Below are 17,833 nucleotides of genomic sequence, written 5' to 3' on the forward strand. Positions count from 1 at the left end.
GGCCCCGTTTAGGCTGGACGGGTGCCCGAATCCCTGCGCGAGAACACCTATCCCGGCGAGCGGCTGGGGCGTCCCGAGCACGGGCCCGGCAGCGTCGGCCGCCTGGGACGGCGTCTCGCGGCGCTCGCTATCGACTACGCGGCGGCGACCCTGCTCGCGACCGCGTTCCTCGGGTTCGACCAGTTCGCTCTTCCCGGAGAGGCGGGGGTGACGCAGTTCGCGCCGCTCACGGTCTTCGCGGCGCTGCAGGTCATTTTCATCCCCCTGATCGGTGGAAGCCCGGGACACCGCATCGTCGGCTTGCGCCTCGAGCTCCTGCACGGTGGCTGGACCGGCCTCTGGCGTCCGATCGTCCGGACGCTGCTCCTCATCCTCGTCATCCCCGCCGTCGTGTTCGATCCCGATCAGCGGGGGCTGCACGACAAGGCAGCGGGCACGATCCTCGTCCGCGTCTGACGGAGCGGGTCCGCGCCTCCGGACGGATCAGCGGGGTCGCTGGGCGCGGGCCTTCATGGGGTCGACGCCCTTCGGGATCGGCAGCGACGTCACCGACTGCGAGACCGACTCGATGCGCTTGATGACGGCTGCCATCGTGGTGCGGTCGATCGCCTTCGGCAGAGCCTTGATCGTCGGGGCGAGCTTGGCGATGGGAACGTCGTCCTCGCCGTGGCCGACGTAGAGGACATGGATCGGAACACCCGAAGCGACGCGCTTGACCTTGCTGCGCTCGTCGTTGATCAGTCGCGTCAGACGCCCGCGGGCGCCCTCGCCGATGATGACGACACCGCCACGACCCACCGCGCGGTACACAGCCTCCTGCGTCTTCGGGTTGACGCCGACCGGCATCTCCGAGGCCTGCCACTTGCGCCCCAGGTTGGTCGAGATGATGTGTCCCGTCGCGCCCGGCATCCCGTCGATGCGCTTGTACATCGCCCGCGTCGCCAGACGCGTCATCGTGATCATGGCGCCGAGGATGCCGAAGAGCAGGCCCGTGACGCCCCACAGGATGACGCTCCAGATCGCTCCCGGCGGAATCAGGAACCCGACGAGCACGCCCAGGCCCACACCGGCGACCACGATGCCGATGAGCAGCCACGGCAGCCAGCTGTAGTACTCCTTCGTGAAGGTGAAGAGGGAGCGGAGCTGGGAGAAGAATCCGGGGCGCTTCTCGGGTGCGGTGCTGCGGGACGACATGCTCACAGCCTACCTTTTCGGCCGCGTCGTTCCGCCTCCACAACCGCCCCTGCGCGGTGACCGTGCACAGATCGACTCGATGCCGGTGAGAGGGGGACGAGCGGGAGCGACGCTGACACGATGAATCACACGCCGTCCGCCGATGTTCCCGCGCCGCTGCGGCGTGTGGCGCCCCCTGACGCTCCCTTCCCCGGTGAGATCCTGGCGTCGCCCCACGGAGCTGTGTACCGGGTCGCAGCGACGCGCGTGCCTCACGAGATGTGGTCAGCGCGCTCCGGCGGTCACCTTCTCGCTCCCGACGACGTCGATCGGGTCGCGGACGAGACGCTCGTGATCCTGCCGCTCCTCCGTGCGCGCCTGTGCGGCGCAGACGCAGCGTTCGACCTCACATCCGGTCAAGCGGTGACCCTGGTCGTCAGCGTCCTGCGCGGCGCGGTGGATGCGGCGCGGTCGGAATGGCGCACGGGGGAGTGGTGGTCGACGAGCGATGGACGCCCTGTGCTCGTCCCCACGGGAGCGCGGGGATGGGAGATGTCGTCGCGCACCGTGCTCGGTCGCATCCCCGACGCGACGCTGTCCCCCGATATCCGCCAGCGGGTCGGTGACGCCCTGGCGGACCGGATCACACTGCCGTTCGCGGCGCCCGGTCTCGAGGACGACCTGTTCGCGGTGGCCTCTCCGGAGCCGTTCGTCATCGCGCCGCCGATGGGCCTACATCGCCCGTCGGTCGGTGCTGCCGGAGAGAGCCCCTCGGCGGATGCCGCGGTCGTGGCGCGAAGCGCGGCGGCGGGGCTCGTCGACGGCGAGCTGATGGGGCGCGTGAGCACCGCGATCGCCGGGACCCGTGCGGCACTGCAGCATGCGACCGGTCTTCTCTCGCGGCAGCGACGACGACCCGAGCGGAGTGGCGAGGCCGCGTCCGCCGGCCGGCGACGCGTGATGTGGGTCGCGCTGGCCGCGGTCGGTGCGACAGTCGCCATCGGCCTCTCTCTGCCATATGGCGCGGGCGGCGATGAAGGATCCGCTGCGGACGTGCCGGCCTCGGAAGCGGAGGAGCAGCCCCGGGCGGAAGCCGGCTCCCCGGATCCGTCGGCCGGCGGGGACGCCCCGGGGGATGATCGGTCGTCGCCGTCGTCGCGTGTCGAGACACCGCCGACCGCCCCTGATCTCCGGGTCGTCGACGACCTTGCGGATTGCTTGCGCAGCGACGATCCGGCGTGCCGCGCCGCGGTTCTCGAACGACCGGATGCAGCCTTGCCGGAAGGCATCGCGACCGCCGACGCGCCGCGTGAGGTGCGCCTGCTCGACGATCTCGGCGGAGTGGAAGTGGTGCGCGTCGACGACCCCTCGGGGGAACGCCCCTCTCAGATCGTGGTCGTCGTCACCCATGACGAGAAACGGCTGGTCCGCGACGTATACGACGTCGCGGACCAGCCGTGATGAGGTGGACTCAGCTGATCAGTAGCCGAGGTTCCCCTCGAACTGGGCACCCTCGAGGCGTGCCTTCATGGCGCTCAGGAAGCGCGCCGCGTCGGCGCCGTCGATCGTGCGGTGGTCGTACGAAAGCGCGAGGTAGACGTACGAGCGCACCGAGATCGCGTCCTTCCCGTCCACCGTCACGACGCCGGGGCGCTTGTAGACGATGCCGGTGCCGAGGATCGCCGACTGCGGGAGGAACACCACGGGGGTGTCGAAGAGCGCTCCGCGCGAACCGGTGTTGGTGATCGTGAACGTGCCGCCGGCGAGCTCGTCGGGCTTCAGCTTGTTGTCGCGCGTGCGTGCGGCGAGGTCAGCGATGTCCTGTGCGATCTGGGCGAGGTTCTTCGAACCGGCGTCGCGCAGCACGGGCGTGAGCAGCCCGCGCTCGGTGTCGACCGCGATCGAGATGTTCTCGGTGGCCGGGTAGACGATCTCTTCTCCGTCGACCGTCGAGTTCACGATCGGGAAGGTCTGGAGCGCCTCCGCCGCGGCGAGAGCGAAGAAGGGCAGGAACGACAGCTTGGCCCCGGTCTTCTCGTTGAAGTCGACCTTCACCTTGTCGCGGAACGCCGACAGCTTGGTGACGTCCACCTCGACGACGGTCGTCAGCTGAGCGGTCTGCTGCATCGACTCGACGGCGCGCTTGGCGAGCACCTTGCGCAGGCGCGACATCGGTGCGCGCGTGCCGCGGAGCTCCGAGACCTCGACCTGAGCGGGCGCGGCGGGTGCCTCCGCTGCGGCGGGCTTCGCCGACGCGGCTTCCGCGGCCTTGAGGACGTCCTCCTTGCGGATGCGACCGCCGACGCCGCTGCCCTTGATCGACGAGAGGTCGACACCCTGCTGCTGCGCGAGGCGGCGCACGAGCGGGGTCACGTACGTGACGCCGTCGTTGTCGGCTGCGGGGGCGGCCTCAGCTGCCGGTGCGGCGGCGGGCGCGGACTGCTGCGCGGGAGCGGGCGCGGACTGCTGCGCGGGGGCAGGAGCGGACTGCTGGGCGGGGGCAGGAGCGGACTGCTGCGCGGGGGCCTCGGCCGGTGCGGCCGGCTTCTCGGCAGCCGGCTCGGGAGCGGCGGGCGCCTCGGCAGCCGGAGCGGGAGCACCCGAACCGATGCGCGCGAGCGCGGAGCCGACCTCGACGGTCTCGTCCTCCTGGACGAGGATCTCGACGAGAGTGCCCGCGAAGGGAGCGGGGATCTCGGTGTCGACCTTGTCGGTCGAGATCTCGAGGAGCGGCTCATCGACGGCGACGTCGTCGCCGATCTGCTTGAGCCAGCGGGTGACGGTTCCCTCGGTGACGCTCTCGCCGAGCTCGGGGAGGACGACATCCTTCGCGTCGCCGGATGCTGCGGGCGCGGGCTCGGACTGCTGCGGCGCGGACTCCGCGGGCGCCTCGGCAGCCGGGGCCTCCTGCGCGGGGGCGGGGGCCTCTTCGGCCGGCGCCTGCTCGGTGGGGGCGTCGCTGGAGGGCGCACCCGAGCCATCGCCGATCTTCGCCAGGATGGCGCCGACCTCGACGGTCTCGTCCTCCTGCACGAGGATCTCTTCGATGACGCCGCTCACGGGCGACGGAATCTCGGTGTCCACCTTGTCGGTGGAGATCTCGAGAAGACCCTCGTCTTCCTGGATGGTGTCACCGACCTTCTTGAGCCAGCGGGTGACCGTTCCCTCGGTGACGCTCTCTCCGAGCGCGGGGAGGACCACGGAAGTGCTCATGAATCTGTCTCCTTCAAGAAATGCCGATGTTCTTCTAGCTTACTGATCTGCATCGGTCGACCGGTCAGAGCGCATGCAGCGGTTTGCCCGCCAGCGCCAGGAATGCTTCTCCGAGAGCTTCGCTCTGAGTCGGATGGGCGTGGATGAATGGTGCGATGTCCTCGGGGTGGGCTTCCCAGCCCACGGCGAGTTGGCCTTCGGTGATGAGCTCGCCGACGCGGTCGCCCGCGAGATGCACACCGAGGATCGGGCCGTCGAGGCGTCGGACGACCTTGACCAGCCCGGCCGTCCCGAGGATCTCGCTCTTCCCGTTTCCGGCGAGGTTGTACTCGCGCACGGCGATCGCGTCGCCGTGCGCGGCGCGGGCCTGCTCCTCGGTCAGCCCGACGGAGGCGACCTCGGGACTGCTGTAGGTCACGCGCGGAACGAGACTGTCGGGAACGACGGTGGGGCGCAGGCCCGCGATCTCCTCGGCGACGAAGATGCCCTGCTGGAAGCTGCGATGGGCGAGCTGCAGCCCGGGGACGATGTCGCCGACGGCCCACACGCGGTCGCGCGTGGTGCGCAGCCGCTCGTCGACGCGGACGAAGCCGCGATCGAGCTCGACACCGGCGTCCTCGAAGCCGAGGCCCGCCGTCGCGGGACCGCGGCCGACCGCGACGAGCAGTACGTCGGCCTCCAGCGTGGTGCCGTCTTCGAGCGACACCCGGACGCCGTCCGCGTGCGACTCCGCGGCGCTGAAGCGTACTCCCGTGCGCGCGTCGATCCCGCGCTTGCGGAACGCGCGCTGGATCGTCTTGCTCATCGCGGCATCCTCCGCCGGCAGCAATCGATCGAGCGCCTCGATGATCGTCACGTCCGCGCCGAAGGAGCGCCAGATGCTCGCGAACTCGACGCCGATGACACCACCACCGAGGATGACGGCGTGACGCGGCACAGCGGGGAGCGCCAGGGCGCCCTCGCTCGTGATGATCCGGTCGTCGAGCTCGAGCCCCGGCAGCGAGCGGCTGTACGAACCGGTCGCCAGCACGACGTCGGTGCCGCGGTAACGGTCGCCGCCCACGGTCACGTCACCGTCCGCCTCGAGCCTGCCCTCGCCGTGCACGACGGTGATCTTCCGTGCCGCGATCAGACCCTCGAGACCCTTGTGCTTCTTGGCGACGATGCCGTCGCGATACGCATGGACCCCCGCGACGTCGATGCCCTCGAACGCAGCGCGGACGCCGACGTGCTCCGAGCCGCGGACGTTGTCCGCGACCTCCGCGGAGTGCAGGAGTGCCTTGGTCGGGATGCAGCCCCGGTGCAGGCAGGTTCCGCCGACCTTGTCCTTCTCGACGAGCACCACCGAGGAACCGAGCTCAGCCGCGCGGAGCGCGGCCGCGTAGCCTCCGCTGCCGCCGCCGAGGACGACGAGATCGACGCTGTGATCGGTCATCGCTGCGAACCCCGCAGGTACTCGACGAGCGAGCGGACGGTGGCTGCGGTCGGCCCCTTGTCGGTGCCGCCGAACGCGGCCTTGGTCGTGCCGGACCCCGCGATGTCGAGGTGGATCCAGGGGATGCGGGGCGCGTCGTCCTCGTCGCCGGCGCGACCGACGAAGCGCTGGAGGAACAGCCCTGCGAAGAGCGAGCCGCCGGAGGGGTCGCCGATCTTCGCGTTCTGCATGTCGGCGATGGGGGAGTCGAGCTCGTCCTCCATGTGCGCCGGCAAAGGCAGCTGCCAGGCGGCTTCGCCCGCTCGCTCGGCGGCCGCCAGGTAGTCGGCGACGGCGTGGTCGTCTCCCATGACGCCGGTGTGACGGTTTCCGAGCGCGACGATGATCGCCCCCGTCAGGGTCGCCACGTCGACGATCGCGTCGGGTCGTGTCCGGCTGGCGGCGACGAGGCCGTCCGCGAGGACGAGGCGACCTTCCGCGTCGGTGTTCAGGACCTCGACGGTCGTCCCGTCCAGCATCCGGAGCACATCACCCGGACGCGTCGCGCGGCCGGAAGGCATGTTGTCGGCCACGCACAGCCATGCCGAGACCCGCACAGGGAGAGCGAGCGCAGCCGCGGCCTGGACGACGGCGAGCACCGTCGCGGCACCGGCCATGTCGTACTTCATCCCGACCATGCTCGCGGCCGGCTTCAGTGAGAGGCCTCCCGTGTCGAACGTGATGCCCTTGCCGACCAGAGCGACGTGGCGTGCGGCATCGGCGGGGGAGTACTCCACCCGCACGACGCGCGGCGGCCGGTCCGAGCCCTGCCCGACACCGAGCACTCCGCCGAAGCCCTGCCGTTCGAGCTCCGCCTCGTCGAGCACCTCGACCTCGACGGGCAGGCCGGCGACGGCCTCGATCGCGCGCTCCGCCAAGTCGGCGGGAGAGAGCCACTCGGCGGGCGTGCTGACCAGGTCCTTCACCAGCGCGAGCGATCGTCCGAGCGCGTTGACCCGGGCGATCTCCTCGGCGGAGGGCGAGGCGGACGAGTGGATCGTGACGCGCTCTGCTCGCGACTTCGGCGTGCCGCCCTTGTATCCCGCGAAGCGGTAACCGCCCATGACGGCGCCCTCGGCGAGGGCGCCCCAGGTCTCGGCGGGCGCGAGCGGTGCGGCGACGGCGAGCGAGGCGAACCCGGTGGTCACGCGAACCGCGGTGCCGACGGCATCACGCAGCGCGTGGACGTCGGGGTCGCTTCCGGTTCCGACGACGACGACGGGCGTCGACGACACGGCGGGCAGGAACACGCGGTGCACCGATCCTCGTGCGCCGGTGAATCCGACGGCTGCCAGCATCTCGGCGATGCCCGGCCAGCCGGCGACGTCTGCGTGCTCGTCGAGCGGTGGCAGAGCGAGGACCAGGGCGTCGGCGTCGGACTCGGTGACGGGCGCGCTGGTGTGCGCGATCTCGGGGAACGGCATCCTCCCATCCTAGGTTCGCGAGCCGGCGGCGTTCGCTGTCAGCGAGGGGCGAGCCGCCTACGGGGCATGAAGCGCCTCGTAGAGTTGGAGCATGCCGCTGTCCGGACCGCTCTACGCACGTGCCGCCGGGTCCCCGCCCGTCCCCGCGGGGCTGCCGCTCGTCATCGCGCTGACCGGGTTCACGGATGCCGGCGGCGCGGTCTCCCGCATCGTGGAGTACTTCCGCGGAGAGCTCGACCCGACGCCGATCGTCGCCTTCGACAACGACGTCCTGTTCGACTACCGCGCGCGTCGGCCGATCGTGACCTTCGACGAGGACCACCTGACCGACTACCGTGCGCCGCGTCTCGAGCTGTCGCTCGCGCACGACTCGCTGGGTCAGCCGTTCGTGCTGCTCGCGGGCTACGAGCCGGACTTCGCCTGGGAAGCCTTCGCTGAGACGGTTGTGGGGCTGGCAGAGGGCATGCAGGTCGCCTCGATCACGTGGGTGCATGCCATTCCGATGCCGGTGCCGCACACCCGTCCCATCGGGGCGACGGTCAGCGGTACCCGATCGGAGCTGACCGCGGCTCACTCGGTCTGGCAGCCGCGCACGCAGATCCCGGCCACCGCGGGACATCTGCTCGAGCTCCGTCTCGCCGAGGCGGATGCGCGCGTCGCGGGCTTCGCGCTGCTGGTTCCTCATTACCTCGGTGACACCGAGTACCCCGCTGCGGCCATCGCCGGCCTCGACAGTTTGAGTGTCGCGACCGGGCTCGTCTTCGACAGCGACACGCTCCGCAACGAGAACCGCGACTACCTCGAGAAGGTCGAGGACCAGGTCTCGGGCAGCGAAGAGCTGACGACGATGCTGCACACGCTCGAGGAGCGGTACGACTCCTACATGGCGGCGTCGGCTCTCGGGCAGCCCATCATCCATACGGGTGATCTTCCGAGCGCGGATGAGCTGGCCGCCGAGCTCGAACGATTCCTCGCCTCGCGACCACCGGGCGACGACGACAAGCGCGGACGCTCCTGACATCGGCCCGTTGCGCACCGCGATTCCCGATGGAGGGAATGCGTCACGCCCGGTCGGCGTTCTCATAGGAATGAATGCTTGCGCAGGAACAGCGCACGAGATATGAGACAATGAAGGACCTGACCCGTTGTCGATCCTGTGCTCCTCGTTCGCTCGAGTGGCGGGGGACTTGACAAGGGTCTTACTAGTGTCCGAGAATCCGGTGCGTTCGCACCGGTGAGAGGCTAACCGTGACGTCAGGCACGAAGACCACCCGCACCCGCGCGAGCGAGGACACCGAACTCGTCGAGGACGCGCCCGCCACCGCCGCGAAGGCTGCGCCCAAGAGCGCTGCGAAGAAGGCGCCCGCCAAGAAGGCCGCGACCAAGAAGGCCGCGCCCGCGAAGGCCTCCAAAGCCAAGGCCGACGACGACGAAGAGATGGACGACGAGGACGTCGAGGTCGACGTCGAGGTCGACGCCGACGACGCCTCGGACGACGACGCCGCCCCCGCGGACGACGACGCCGCCCCCGCGGGCGACGCTGCCAAGGCCGACGACGACGAGGACGACGACGAGCCGAAGAAGCCGGCCGTCACCGAGGCTCTGCCCACCGGCGCGATCGTCATCTCCTCGAGCGACGAGGAAGACGTCCCCGTCTACTCGACGCAGATCACCGGCGCCACGGCCGACCCGGTCAAGGACTACCTCAAGCAGATCGGCAAGGTGCCTCTGCTCAACGCGGCCGAAGAGGTCGAGCTGGCGATGCGCATCGAAGCCGGACTCTTCGCCGAAGAGAAGCTGTCGCACATGTCGGCCGCCGAGAAGTCCAACCAGCTGGGACTCGACCTGCAGTGGGTCGCGCGTGACGGACAGCGTGCCAAGAGTCACCTGCTCGGCGCCAACCTGCGACTCGTCGTCTCGCTCGCCAAGCGCTACACGGGCCGTGGCATGCAGTTCCTGGACCTTATCCAGGAGGGCAACCTCGGTCTGATCCGCGCCGTCGAGAAGTTCGACTACACCAAGGGCTTCAAGTTCTCGACCTACGCGACCTGGTGGATCCGCCAGGCGATCACGCGCGCCATGGCCGACCAGGCCCGCACGATCCGCATCCCGGTGCACATGGTCGAGGTCATCAACAAGCTCGCCCGCGTGCAGCGTCAGATGCTGCAGGACCTGGGCCGCGAGCCCACGCCCGAGGAGCTCAGCCGCGAGCTCGACATGACCCCCGAGAAGGTCATCGAGGTCCAGAAGTACGGCCGCGAACCGATCTCGCTGCACACCCCGCTCGGCGAGGACGGCGACAGCGAGTTCGGAGACCTCATCGAAGACACCGAGGCGGTCGTCCCGGCCGACGCCGTCGGCTTCACGATGCTGCAGCGCCAGCTCGAGTCGCTTCTGGACTCGCTCAGCGAGCGCGAGGCAGGCGTCATCCGCATGCGCTTCGGCCTCGGCGACGGTCAGCCGAAGACCCTCGACCAGATCGGCGACACGTTCGGTGTCACGCGCGAGCGCATCCGTCAGATCGAATCGAAGACGATGGCCAAGCTGCGCCACCCGTCGCGGTCGCAGTCGCTCCGGGACTACCTCGAGTGACCGGCGCCGCGAACGAGGGCAAGGCTCTCGAGGTCGTCGTCGACGGCACGTCCTACGCGCGGATCCCGATCCGTACCCGCGTAGTGATGCCCGGCGACGATCTCGACGCCGTCATCTCGGAGTACGCCGCCTCGGCCGTCCAGCCGGGGGACCTGCTGTTCGTCACCGAGAAGATCGTCGCGATCACGCAGGGCCGTTCGTACACGCTCGACGAGATCCGCGTCCGCCCGCTCGCGAGGTTCCTGTCGAAGTACGTCACCCGCACGCCCTACGGAATTGGTCTGGGGATGCCGGAGACGATGGAGATGGCCCTCCGCGAGTGCGGTACACCGCGCATCCTGTTCGCCGCGGCTGTCAGCGCCGTGACGAAGATCTTCGGTCGACGCGGCGACTTCTACCGCGTCGCGGGAGACAAGGCGCGCGCGATCGACGGCCCGACGTCGGGCACCATCCCGCCGTACAACAAGGCGGTCGTCCTGGGGCCGACCGATCCGAAGGGCGTCGCCGCGCGGATCAAGTCCCGGTTGGGCGGCATCGCCGAGGTAGCGGTCGTCGACATCAACGACATCGGCGGCAACATCCTCGGCTCGACGCTCGACAAGGCCGGAGAGCAGCGGCTCGTGCGGATCCTGCGCGACAACCCGCTGGGCCAGGGTCACGAGTCGACGCCGCTCGGCGTCATCCGCGAGGTCTGACGTGGGAGCGGTGAACCGGGTCTACCGGCGCGCGCGTTTCTTCGTCCGCCGCGTCGTCTCGTTCGATCGCGAGCGGGTACTGCAGTTCGCCCGGCAGTCCGCCGCCCTCTCGAAGGCGCCGGTCTGGTGGGTCGCGGCCGACATGGCGTGGTGCGCCGTCCGCTACGAGACGACGTTCGAGAACTACTCCGAGTGGGACTTCCGGATCCTCAGGGCTCGCGAGCGCCGCACCTACATGACCGACCCCAAGTCGTTCCACCTCTCACGACGCCTCAACGACAACTCCGTGCGCGGCGTCTTCGACGACAAGCTCCAGTTCGCTCGCCGGTTCGGCGACGAGCTCGGGCGCGCGTGGCTCGATGTCGCCTCATCCGACACCGCGGCGCTGGCAGCCTTCCTCGACGGGCGCGAGCGCGTCATCACGAAGAACCCCGGGGGAGTCGGCGGCAACGGCATCACGATGCGGGAGGTCGCGTCGATCGGCGACGTCGCGAGCCTCCGCGAGGAACTCCTCGCGTCGGGCGAGACGCTGGTCGAGGAGGTGCTGGTGCAGCATCCCGAGATGGCGCGCCTGTATCCCGGCAGCGTCAACTCGCTGCGAGTAGTGACCTATCGCGATCCCGACGATGTCGTGCACGTCCTCGCCGCGGTTCTGAAAGTCGGCAACGGCGGCGTCATCGACAACTTCTCCAACGGTGGCATGTACACCATGCTCGACGATGAGGGCCGGGCGCTTCACGCCGCCAGCGACGAAGAGGGCCGTCCCTTCGAGACGCACCCGATCACGGGAGTCGCGATCACGGGGTACCAGGTCCCGCTGTACCCGCAGGTCCTCGAGCTCGTCGATCGCCTTGCCCGCCGTGTTCCCGAGATGCCGTACATCGGCTGGGACATCGCCATCACGCCGGAGCGCCCGGTGGTGATCGAGGGCAACCACAACACGGGCGTGTTCCAGTCCAAGCCGTCGGTGTCGGGCATCCGGCGCGGGCTGCTGCCGCGCTACCGCGCCGCGATGCGCTTCTGAGCGCCCGCGGATCCGCAACCGGAACACCGAGAACACGGAGAGAACGAGCAATGGGTCGATCACGCGTCCGGCTGGGCTACCTCCTGGACCGAGCCCGCAACATCCGGGTCGGCAATCTCATCGAGTTCGGGCGCCAGGTGCAGAAGGTGTCGAGAGCACCGCTGCCGCTCATCATCGCCGACATGCTGTGGTGCTCGGTCAAGTACGACATGGGCTTCCGCGATTACGCGGTGTGGGACATCCGTCTGCTGAACGCCCGCGAGCGCGCGACCTGGATGACGCACCCGAAGTCGTTCCGGATCACCCGAATGCACAATACGCCCGAGGGGCGCGCGAAGCTCGAAGACAAGCGGCGCTTCGCGCGCGAGTACGCCGATCTGCTCGGCCGCGAGACGCTCGACCTCCGGGATGTCGACGACGCCGAGCTCGGCGCGTTCCTGGCGCGTCACCCGAAGGTGCTGGCCAAGCCGCTCGACGGGCACGGCGGTGGGGGGATCACCCTGCACGAGAACGTGACGGATGCCGCCGCGTTCCGGGCCGAGGCGACCGCGGCCGGCCAGTCGATCGTCGACGAGTTCATCGTCCAGCACCCCGAGATGGCCTCGCTCTACCCCGACAGCGTCAACACGGTGAGGATGATCACGTTCCTCACCCCCGACGGCCACGTCCGCCTTCTGGCCGGCGTCCTGCGCATCGGGAACGGCGACGTCATCGACAACTTCGCCTCGGGCGGCATGTTCACGATGCTCGACGAGCACGGCGTCGCGCTGTATCCGGGCGTCGACAAGAACTCGAACGTCTATCGTGAGCACCCGGTCACCGGCACCCCTATCGTCGGCTTCACGGTGCCGTTGTTCGACCAGGTGCTCGCCCTCACCGAGCAGCTGGCGCGCCGGACGCCGGAAGCACCCTACGTCGGGTGGGACCTGGCGATCACGCCGAACGGCCCCGTCGTGATCGAGGGGAACCACAACTCGAGCGTGTTCCAGCCCAAGCCGTCCGCCTCGGGCGTGCGTACCGGTCTGCTCCCCGTCTATCAGGCAGCCGTCGGCTTCTGACCCGCGACCCGGCACCCCGCGGTGCCGGGGAACGCGAAAGCCCCGAGCGCGATGCTCGGGGCTTTCGTCGTGGAGCCGTCCTCAGCCGGCGGCGACGAGGCGCGAGGTCTCGTCGTGCCAGCTGGTGGCGACGGCGCGCAGCTTCTCTTCGTACTTGCGTCCGTGGTGGGCGCAGAAGAGCAGTTCGCTGCCGTTCACCTCTGCGGCGATGTAAGCCTGGGCGCCGCACGAGTCGCAGCGATCGGCCGCGGTCAGGCGGTGGTCGAGGACGGCGGTGCTCTCGGAAGTGTTCGTGGTCATGATGGGTGCCTCCTCGGTCGATCGGGTCGTGCAACTGAGTCCCTCGATACAACCACGACCAGCCGGGGGTATGCCCCATTTGACGATCATTTCGCTCAGCGCGTACGCTCACCGCCCGCACTCGGGCCCGAGTCGCTCCCGAGGGTGTGTGTCCTCCCCGTCGTGTCGGTGCGCGCGGATACGCTTGGAGATCGTGACTGCTGAGTATTCCGCCCATCACCTCCAGGTGCTCGAAGGGCTGGAGGCCGTCCGCAAGCGCCCTGGCATGTACATCGGCTCGACCGACTCGCGCGGCCTCATGCACTGCCTCTGGGAGATCATCGACAACTCCGTCGACGAGGCTCTGGGCGGTTACGGCTCGCGCATCGACATCGTCCTCCACGCCGACGGCAGCGTCGAGGTTCGCGACCGCGCGCGCGGCATCCCTGTCGATGTCGAGCCCCGCACCGGTTTGACCGGTGTCGAGGTCGTTTTCACCAAGCTGCACGCCGGCGGAAAGTTCGGTGGCGGCTCGTACGCCGCGTCGGGTGGACTCCACGGCGTCGGAGCCTCCGTCGTCAACGCCCTCTCCGAGCGTCTCGACGTCGAGGTCGACCGTGGGGGCAAGACCTACGCGATGTCGTTCCACCGCGGCGAGCCCGGTCTGTTCGCGGGCGACGCTCCCGACTCGGAGTTCACGCCGTTCGAGCGTTCCTCAGAGCTGCGCGTGGTCGGCAAGGCGCCCCGAGGCACCACCGGAACCCGCATCCGCTACTGGGCCGACCGGCAGATCTTCACGAAGGATGCCGCGTTCCACCTCGAAGAGCTCGTGCAGCGTGCACGTCAGACCGCCTTCCTCGTCCCCGGCCTCGAGATCGTCATCGTCGACGAGCGCGGCGAGGAGCGGGTCGAGACGAGCTACCGCTTCGACGGCGGCATCTCGGAGTTCGCGGAGTTCCTGGCCCCCGACGCGCCGATCACCGACACGTGGCGCCTGACCGGCTCGGGAACGTTCACCGAGACCGTGCCCGTGCTGCAGGCCAACGGCGCCATGGTGCCGACCGAAGTCGAGCGCTCCTGCGAGGTCGACATCGCGCTGCGGTGGGGGACGAGCTATGAGACCGTCACCCGGTCGTTCGTGAACATCATCGCCACCCCGAAGGGCGGAACGCACCAGCAGGGCTTCGAGCAGGGGCTCATGAAGGTCATCCGCAGCCAGGTCGAGCAGAACGCGCGACGGCTGAAGGTCGGAAACGACAAGCTCGAGAAGGACGACATCCTCGCCGGCCTCACGGCGGTGCTGACGGTCCGGCTCCCCGAGCCCCAGTTCGAGGGCCAGACCAAGGAGATCCTCGGAACACCGGCCGTGCGCCAGATCGTCGCCTCGGTGGTCAATCGCGAGATGGGGGCGCTCTTCTCCTCCACGAAGCGCGACGACAAGGCGCAGACCGGGCAGCTGCTCGAGAAGGTCGTCTCCGAGATGAAGGCGCGCATCTCGGCGCGCACGCACAAAGAGACGCAGCGCCGCAAGACGGCCCTCGAGTCGTCGTCGCTGCCGGCGAAGCTGGCGGACTGCCGCAGCAACGACGTGGCCGAATCCGAGCTGTTCATCGTCGAGGGCGACTCGGCCCTCGGTACGGCCAAGCACGCCCGCAACAGCGAGTATCAGGCGCTCCTCCCGATCCGCGGCAAGATCCTGAACGTCCAGAAGGCCTCGGTGAGCGACATGCTCTCCAACGCCGAGTGCGCCGCGATCATCCAGGTGATCGGTGCCGGTTCCGGGCGCTCGTTCGACCTGAGCGCGGCCCGCTACGGCAAGGTCATCCTGATGAGCGATGCCGACGTCGACGGCGCGCACATCCGCACGCTGCTGCTGACCCTCTTCTTCCGCTACATGCGACCGCTGATCGAGGAGGGCCGCGTGTTCGCCGCCGTGCCTCCGCTGCATCGTGTGGTCGTCGTGAATCCCGGTTCGAAGCCGAACGAGACGATCTACACCTATTCGGAGGCCGAACTGCACGGACTGCTCGCAAAGCTCCGCAAGTCGGGGCGCAAGTGGCAGGAGCCGGTGCAGCGCTACAAGGGCCTCGGCGAGATGGATGCCGATCAGCTGGCGACGACCACGATGGATCGCGCCGGCCGCACGCTGCGCCGTGTCCGCGTCGAGGATGCAGATGCCGCCAACGCGGTCTTCGAGCTGCTCATGGGCAATGAGGTCGCCCCGCGCCGCGACTTCATCGTCACCTCGAGCGATCGGCTCTCGCGCGAGTCCATCGACGCCTGACCCGCGTCGCGGCTGCCCCTCCGAAACTCGGAGGACGACGCGAGCCTCGGAGGAATTCCGGTCAACCGTCCGAGGTCGACGTCATTCTCCGAGGCTCGGGGGCGGCAGGCTCAGGCGACGACGGTGCCGATCGCGCCGATGACGCCGTCGAGCGGCTGGCCGGAGGCATCGCGCTTGGCGCCGGCCTCGGGCAGGCTCCGCGTCGCACCGTCGGGGCCGACCGCGCGCGGGGAGTCGCCCACCCACGCGACGGTCAGCGTGTCCTCGCCGCGCAGGAACCGCTGAGCCCGGACTCCGCCGGTCGCTCGTCCCTTCGCGGGGAACTCCGAGAACGCCGACACCTTGCCGCTGCCGGCATCGGCCCCGGCGAGGGACTGCGTCGAGCCCGCGATCGTCACGACGACCGTGTCATCGGATGCCGCGACCGCGGTGAACGCGATGACGCGCTCACCGTCCGCGACACGGACCCCCGCCATTCCGCCGGCTGCGCGGCCCTGCGGACGCACCGCCGCCGCATCGAATCGCAGCAGCTGGGCGTCGGAGGTGACGAAGACCAGTTCGGAGCCGTCGGGTGCCGGGGCGGCGCCGACGACGCGGTCGCCGGGCTTGAGCGAGATGATCTCGGCGTCGGGTTTGCCAGCCGCCAGCTCGGTCGCCGCGACGCGCTTGACGACGCCCTGCGCCGTGCCGAGGGCGATGGGCGGTTCACCGGTCAACGGCACGATCGCCACGACGTGCTCACCGGCTCCGAGCCCGAGATACTGGTCGGCCTTCGAGCCCGCCGCGAGCTGAACGCTGTTGCCCGGTACCGATGGCAGGTCGACGGGGGAGAAGCGCACGAGGCGTCCGGTGCTGGTGACTGCGCCGAGGTCACCGCGGACCGTCGCGTCGACGGCGGAGCGGATGGCGTCGTGCTTGCTGCGCCGGGCGGGCGGAACGATGCCGCTGCTGAGCAGGTCTTCGCCGAGCTCTGCTCGGACCATCCGGCCGGTCGCCGAGAGGAAGACGCGGCAGGGCGCGTCGGCGATCTGCAGGTCGGCGGCGGCCTTCTTGCCCGAGCGCGCGGTCACGGGGCCGCCGTTGAGCAGCAGCGTGCGACGGGGCGTGCCGTAGGTCTCGGCCGCCGCCTCGAGTTCGCGGGCCACCTGGGCTCGCAGTAGCACGTCGCTCGCGAGGAGCTCCTCGAGGTGTGCGATCTCGGCCTTCAGCTGGTCGCGCTCGGTCTCCAGCTCGATACGGGAGAACTTCGTCAGGCGGCGCAGACGCAGTTCGAGGATGTACTCGGCTTGCGGCTGCGAGAGATCGAAGACGTCGATCAGTCGCGTCCTCGCCTGCTCGCCGTCATCCGAGGTGCGGATGACCTGGATGACCTCGTCGATGTCGAGAATCGCGATCAGCAGTCCCTCGACGAGGTGCAGGCGCTCCTGCTTCCGGGCCAGCCGGTAACGGCTGCGTCGCGTGACCACCTCGATGCGGTGGTCGAGATACACCCGGAGGAGCTCCTTGAGCCCGAGGGTCTGGGGCTGTCCCTCGACGAGCGCGACGTTGTTGATGCCGAAGGAGTCCTCCAGCGGGGTCAACCGGTAGAGCTGCTCGAGCACCGCGTTGGGGTCGAATCCGGTCTTGATCGTGATGACGAGACGCAGCCCGTGGTTGCGATCGGTGAAGTCCTGGACATCAGAGATGCCGGTCAGCTTCTTGGCGTTGACCGCATCTTTGATCTTCTCGATGATCCGCTCGGGACCGACCATGTAGGGCAGCTCGGTGACGACGAGGCCGGTGCGGCGCGGACCCAGCGACTCCACCGACACCTTCGCGCGGGTGCGGAAGGTGCCGCGCCCGTTGGTGTAGGCATCCTTGATGCCGTCCAGACCCACGATCACGCCGCCGCCGGGCAGGTCGGGGCCCGGAACGAACTCCATGAGCTCGTCGAGCGTCGCATCGGGATTCTCGAGAAGGTGCACGGCTGCCGCGGCGACCTCGATGAGATTGTGCGGCGCCATGTTCGTCGCCATACCGACCGCGATGCCGGTCGTGCCGTTGACCAGCAGGTTGGGGTATGCGGCGGGCAGGACCGCCGGCTGCTGGAACTGACCGTCGTAATTCGGGATGAAGTCGACGACGTCCTCGTCGAGGTTCTCGGTGAGGGCGAGAGCAGACGGCGCGAGCCGCGCCTCGGTGTACCGCGCTGCCGCGGGGCCGTCGTCGAGCGAGCCGAAGTTGCCGTGACCGTCGACCAGGGGCACCCGCAGAGCGAAGTCCTGCGCGAGGCGGACGAGCGCGTCGTAGATCGCCGAATCGCCGTGCGGGTGCAGCTTTCCCATCACTTCACCGACGACACGGGCGCTCTTGACGTGGCCCTTGTCGGGGCGAAGGCCCATGTCGGCCATCTGGAAGAGGATGCGCCGCTGCACCGGCTTCAGGCCGTCGCGAGCGTCGGGGAGAGCGCGCGAGTAGATGACCGAGTACGCGTATTCGAGGAACGATCCCTGCATCTCCGCTGAGACGTCGACGTCCTCGATGCGCTCCGGCTGGTCGGGGACGGGTGAAGCGGTGCGGGATGCGGCCATGAAGCTGTTCGGACCTCGATCGGGGATGGGAGGGCGGATGCGGTCTG

Annotated in this window: 14 protein-coding genes; 8 read left to right on the top strand and 6 right to left on the bottom strand. The window is 69.3% G+C overall.

The window, feature by feature from the left end; all coding sequences use genetic code 11:
* Positions 1-21: 21 nt before the first annotated feature.
* A complete protein-coding gene (locus C1N74_RS06505; protein WP_023951343.1) occupies positions 22-456 on the top strand; it encodes an RDD family protein in 435 nt (144 codons plus the stop codon).
* Between the two features lie 27 nt (positions 457-483).
* Here the strand turns inward: C1N74_RS06505 and C1N74_RS06510 are convergent, their stop codons facing one another.
* Complete coding sequence (locus C1N74_RS06510; protein WP_064956943.1) at positions 484-1,194, bottom strand: DUF4191 domain-containing protein; 711 nt, start codon at positions 1,192-1,194, stop codon at positions 484-486.
* 120 nt (positions 1,195-1,314) lie between these two features.
* Here C1N74_RS06510 and C1N74_RS06515 point away from each other — a divergent pair, with 120 nt between their 5' ends.
* The gene (locus tag C1N74_RS06515) at positions 1,315-2,634 is read left to right on the top strand and encodes a hypothetical protein (protein ID WP_137750211.1); all 1,320 of its coding nucleotides are present in this window, start codon (positions 1,315-1,317) and stop codon (positions 2,632-2,634) included.
* Between the two features lie 18 nt (positions 2,635-2,652).
* On the opposite strand, the gene sucB is transcribed toward C1N74_RS06515, so the two are convergent.
* The 3 genes from sucB to C1N74_RS06530 all read right to left on the bottom strand — a co-directional run bounded on the left by sucB (position 2,653) and on the right by C1N74_RS06530 (position 7,284).
* Positions 2,653-4,386 (bottom strand): 2-oxoglutarate dehydrogenase, E2 component, dihydrolipoamide succinyltransferase, encoded by a 1,734-nt coding sequence (gene sucB / locus C1N74_RS06520; protein WP_137750212.1) that lies wholly within the window; start codon positions 4,384-4,386, stop codon positions 2,653-2,655.
* Between the two features lie 64 nt (positions 4,387-4,450).
* Positions 4,451-5,821 carry a dihydrolipoyl dehydrogenase gene (lpdA, locus tag C1N74_RS06525; protein ID WP_137750213.1) on the bottom strand — a complete coding sequence of 457 codons (1,371 nt, stop codon included), beginning with the start codon at positions 5,819-5,821 and terminating at the stop codon, positions 4,451-4,453.
* A complete protein-coding gene (locus tag C1N74_RS06530) occupies positions 5,818-7,284 on the bottom strand; it encodes a leucyl aminopeptidase (RefSeq protein WP_114598670.1) in 1,467 nt (488 codons plus the stop codon). Before C1N74_RS06530 ends, lpdA begins: the two co-directional genes overlap by 4 nt.
* A 91-nt stretch (positions 7,285-7,375) precedes the next feature.
* Between C1N74_RS06530 and C1N74_RS06535 the strand changes: the two genes are divergently transcribed.
* The 5 genes from C1N74_RS06535 to C1N74_RS06555 all read left to right on the top strand — a co-directional run bounded on the left by C1N74_RS06535 (position 7,376) and on the right by C1N74_RS06555 (position 12,653).
* Positions 7,376-8,302 (top strand): proteasome assembly chaperone family protein, encoded by a 927-nt coding sequence (locus tag C1N74_RS06535; RefSeq protein WP_023951330.1) that lies wholly within the window; start codon positions 7,376-7,378, stop codon positions 8,300-8,302.
* 230 nt (positions 8,303-8,532) lie between these two features.
* The gene (locus tag C1N74_RS06540; protein WP_137750214.1) at positions 8,533-9,876 is read left to right on the top strand and encodes an RNA polymerase sigma factor; all 1,344 of its coding nucleotides are present in this window, start codon (positions 8,533-8,535) and stop codon (positions 9,874-9,876) included.
* Positions 9,873-10,571: a coenzyme F420-0:L-glutamate ligase gene (locus C1N74_RS06545; protein WP_023951326.1), complete on the top strand. Its 699-nt coding sequence runs from the start codon at positions 9,873-9,875 to the stop codon at positions 10,569-10,571. Before C1N74_RS06540 ends, C1N74_RS06545 begins: the two co-directional genes overlap by 4 nt.
* 10 nt (positions 10,572-10,581) lie before the next feature.
* Positions 10,582-11,595 carry a sugar-transfer associated ATP-grasp domain-containing protein gene (locus C1N74_RS06550; protein WP_258318017.1) on the top strand — a complete coding sequence of 338 codons (1,014 nt, stop codon included), beginning with the start codon at positions 10,582-10,584 and terminating at the stop codon, positions 11,593-11,595.
* 50 nt (positions 11,596-11,645) lie between these two features.
* Positions 11,646-12,653 (top strand): sugar-transfer associated ATP-grasp domain-containing protein, encoded by a 1,008-nt coding sequence (locus tag C1N74_RS06555; protein ID WP_023951322.1) that lies wholly within the window; start codon positions 11,646-11,648, stop codon positions 12,651-12,653.
* An 81-nt stretch (positions 12,654-12,734) separates the two neighbouring features.
* Here C1N74_RS06555 and C1N74_RS06560 read toward each other — a convergent pair whose 3' ends face one another.
* Positions 12,735-12,953, bottom strand: coding sequence for a hypothetical protein (locus tag C1N74_RS06560; protein WP_023951321.1), 219 nt, complete (start codon positions 12,951-12,953; stop codon positions 12,735-12,737).
* A gap of 193 nt (positions 12,954-13,146) precedes the next feature.
* Here C1N74_RS06560 and C1N74_RS06565 point away from each other — a divergent pair, with 193 nt between their 5' ends.
* Positions 13,147-15,216, top strand: coding sequence for a type IIA DNA topoisomerase subunit B (locus tag C1N74_RS06565; protein ID WP_023951320.1), 2,070 nt, complete (start codon positions 13,147-13,149; stop codon positions 15,214-15,216).
* 110 nt (positions 15,217-15,326) lie between these two features.
* Here the strand turns inward: C1N74_RS06565 and C1N74_RS06570 are convergent, their stop codons facing one another.
* Positions 15,327-17,786, bottom strand: a complete 2,460-nt coding sequence (locus tag C1N74_RS06570; RefSeq protein ID WP_137750216.1) for a DNA topoisomerase (ATP-hydrolyzing) subunit A — start codon at positions 17,784-17,786, stop codon at positions 15,327-15,329.
* Between the last annotated feature and the right edge of the window lie 47 nt (positions 17,787-17,833).

Origin of the sequence: Microbacterium sp. SGAir0570, from assembly GCF_005491085.2 — a bacterium.
In the GTDB taxonomy this organism is placed as follows: Bacteria; Actinomycetota; Actinomycetes; order Actinomycetales; family Microbacteriaceae; genus Microbacterium; species Microbacterium arborescens.